Source organism: Kocuria sp. (assembly GCF_030530945.1).
Lineage (GTDB): Bacteria > Actinomycetota > Actinomycetes > Actinomycetales > Micrococcaceae > Kocuria.
In genome coordinates this window covers 438-3,800 of sequence record NZ_JAUMTZ010000013.1, presented here as the reverse complement: position 1 = coordinate 3,800, position 3,363 = coordinate 438, and the positions used below count along the sequence as shown (strand labels likewise).

The following is a 3,363-nucleotide window of genomic DNA, read 5'->3' as shown; positions in this document are numbered from 1 at the left end:
GCGGTTCGTGGCCTCGGCGCGGTTCTCGTCCCCCGCCTGACCGGCCTCGGAGGAAACGGAAGTGTCCTCTGCCCCGGCCGACTCGACCGAGGCAACCGCGTCACCGGTGGGCGCTGAACCGGCGCCAGCGGCGTCGTCCGCCGGAGCCTCGGAGTCTGCAGGAGCCTCGGGCGACGGCGCGCTGTGCCGCCGCTGGGCGTCGCGCACCGTGCGTCGGGCCTCCTCCTCGTCGAGGTCGTCACCAAGGTCCACGATCTCCGGCTCGGAGAACTGGCCCATTCCGAGCGCAGCCTCCGCGACGATCGCCTGTCGCTCCCACGACATGGACTCGCTGTCGCGGCCCACTGCCCGCAGCGCCTCTGCGTAGGCGCGGAAGAGGTCGGGGCTGTAGGAGAACCCGCGGTTGCGGTCGAGCTGCGGGATCTCGAGGGCGGCCAGGGCGGCGTCGTGGTCACCCGCGTCCGCGTGGATGCCGGAGACGACCATCGCGAGTGCCGCCTTGCCCGCCGCGTCCAGGGAGTCGGCGGCGTGCGAGGTGGCCTCCTCCATGGCCTTGTCCGCGCGGCCGAGGGCGCGCTGGCAGTCCACCATGAGCGGCAGGTGCTCCTGCGAGCCCGAGATGCGGCGGTGGGTGCGCAGCTCCTTCAGCGCCAGGGCGAAGTCCCCCGCCGCGTATGCCGCGACACCGGCCGCCTCGCGCACCACACCGATGCGCCCGGCCTTGCGCACCGCCGCATTGGCGTGCTCGAGCGCGAACTGCGGATCGTCGTCCAGGTAGCGGGCGGCCATCACGAGGTGCTGGGCCACGCGCTCGGCGTTGCTGGCCTCGAGCGCCTTCAGCTCGTGGCGCATGGACCGGTCGATCTCCCGGCCCGTGACGTCCCCATCGATCTCCGGCGCCACGAACCGGGGACGGGTGTCGTCGTAACCGCCCCGGCGGTCGTCGCGGTCGCGGGGGCTGAACCCGGAGCTGCGCTCGGGACGGTCGTTGCGGCGGCCGTCGCGTCCCGCGCCCGGTCGGCCGGAGCCGCCGTCGCGGCGCTGGGGTCGACCACCCCCGCGCCGGTCCTCCCACCCGCGATCGGGCCGCCCGCCCCTGTCGTCGCGCCGGCTGCCGCGCCGGTCGTCGCCCGCGCGGAAACCGCCGCGCTGCTCCCGTCCGCGGTCCGCCCCGTACTCGCGGGAGTCGCGGCCACGGAAGCCGCCGTCCCGGGTCGAGGGAACGCCGGAACGACCGCGGTCTCCTCCCCTGTTGTCCTCGCCGCGGCGGGAGTCGTCCCAGCGCCGACCCTCGTTCCCGCGGTAACGGTCATCCACGCCACGAGCGCCGCGGTCATCACGACGCCGCTCGCCCCAGTGGTTCTCGGACCCACGGTCCCGGCGTTCGGGACCGCGCTCGTCGCGACCGCGGTAGCCGCCTCTCGCGTCTGCACCGCGGGACCCGCGCTCACTCCGACCGCTTCGGTACTCCCACCGGTTGTCCCGGCCAGGACGCCCGCTGCGTCCGGTGCCGCCGTCGTCGCGCCTGCCCCACTGTCCTCGACCGGCGCCGCGTGAGTCGCGCCGGTCGTCCCGGCCGCTGTCCCGACGGTCGTCGGAGCCGCGGTATCCGCCGCGTCCGCCGTCGCGGTCGTCACGACGTCGCCCTCCCCAGCCGTCGCGGGAGTCCCGGCGGTTCCCGCCTGCGGAGTACCCGCCACGACCCTCGGCCCGGGAGTCACCGCCGCGTCCGCCGCCCTGACGGTTGCCGTCACGCTCGCCACGGGGGCCGGAGGAACGGTCGTTGCCGCGACGCTCCGAGTGGTCGCGGAACCCGTGCTGTTCAGAATCGGTCAAGAGGAATCTCCTACTGCGGCCTGCGGCCATGGTGCGACGGGTCGTGACGGAGCACGCCCTCTGGTCTTCTGAGCATTCTACAAACGCCCCACGGGCGGCTCCCAACGAGGAGCCTGTGGAGAACCCACGCAACCAAGGTCAGGTTCGGGACAGGTTGGGACGAGATCTGTTGCGCCGGGGCGGGCCGCGTGTGGCGGGATGAGACCTGCTCCCAGGGGATAATGGAGCATGCGATTGAGATCACTTTCCAAAAACCTGCTGGTGCGGGTCCTCGTAGCCATCGTGCTGGGCATCCTCCTGGGGCTCTTCTTCCCGGAGTGGCTGGCCCGTGTGTTCATGACCTTCAACGGCATCTTCAGCCAGTTCCTGGGGTTCCTGATCCCCCTGATCATCGTGGGCCTCGTGACCCCTGCCATCGCGGATCTCGGGCGGGGCGCCGGCAAGTGGCTGGCCGCCACCGCCGCCATCGCCTACGGGTCCACGATCTTCGCCGGCCTGCTCGCGTTCCTCGTGGCCAGGGCCACCTACCCGTGGTTGCTCGGTGGTCACTCGGAGGTCAACGGCCTAGAGAACCCCGAGGACCACGCCCTGAGCGGATACTTCCAGATCACCATGCCTCCCGTGTTCGACGTGATGACCGCCCTGATCCTCGCGTTCTGCATCGGAGTGGGCATCACCTTCGTCAAGGGTGACACCCTCCACAAGGGGTTCGGGGAGCTGCGGACCATCGTGATGCGCACCGTGGAAAAGGTGATCATCCCGCTGCTGCCCGTCTACATCTTCGGCATGTTCCTCAGCCTCACCATGAACGGACAGATCGTCCTGGTCATCTCCACGTTCCTGCGTGTCGTCATCCTGGCCTTCATCATGACCGTGGTCATCCTCGTGATCCAGTACACCGTCGCGGGCGTTGTGGCCAAGCGCAACCCCTTCGTGATGCTGAAGAACATGCTCCCGGCTTACGCCACCGCCCTCGGCACGTCGTCCTCCGCAGCTACCATCCCCGTGACGCTGGAGTGCACCCGCCGCAACGGCGTGGACGAGCGCGTGGCAGGGTTCACCATCCCTCTCTGCGCCACCATCCACCTCTCCGGCTCCACCATGAAGATCGTGCTCTTCTCCATGGCGATCATGACGATCTCAGGGATGCCCATCAGCACAGGGCAGTACATCGGGTTCATCTTCCTGCTGGGCGTCACCATGGTCGCCGCGCCGGGTGTCCCCGGGGGCGCCATCATGGCCGCGGTGGCCATCCTGCAGTCCTCCCTGGGCTTCGACGAGACCGCCGTGGGCCTCATGATCGCCACCTATGTGGCCATCGACTCCTTCGGCACCGCGTGCAACGTGACCGGCGACGGCGCCATCGCCCTGGTCATGAACCGCATGCTCACCGGCCGGGACGGCAAGCTCCACGACGTCCCGGAGCACACCACAGCCTGACCCGTTCCCTTCCCGTTCCGTCCACCTGGTGGCGGGGGGGGGGCGGCGCGCGGGCCCCCGCCGGGGGCAGGGGGGGACCCGGGGGGG

At 70.8% G+C, this 3,363-nt stretch carries 2 protein-coding genes; one reads left to right on the top strand and one right to left on the bottom strand.

From position 1 onward, the window contains the following. Nucleotides 1-1,836: hypothetical protein (locus tag Q4A22_RS10095; RefSeq protein ID WP_303179149.1), on the bottom strand; the 1,836-nt coding region annotated here is incomplete at its 3' end. 228 nt (nt 1,837-2,064) lie between these two features. On the opposite strand from Q4A22_RS10095, the gene Q4A22_RS10090 reads away from it, so the two are divergent. Next, nucleotides 2,065-3,276 carry a dicarboxylate/amino acid:cation symporter gene (locus tag Q4A22_RS10090; protein WP_303179146.1) on the top strand — a complete coding sequence of 404 codons (1,212 nt, stop codon included), beginning with the start codon at nt 2,065-2,067 and terminating at the stop codon, nt 3,274-3,276. The last annotated feature ends 87 nt before the right edge of the window (nt 3,277-3,363 follow it).

Coding starts and splice junctions, on each gene's coding strand:
- Q4A22_RS10090 (WP_303179146.1), top strand. CDS start 2,065: ATGCGATTGAGATCACTTTCCAAAAACCTGCTGGTGCGGGTCCTCGTA.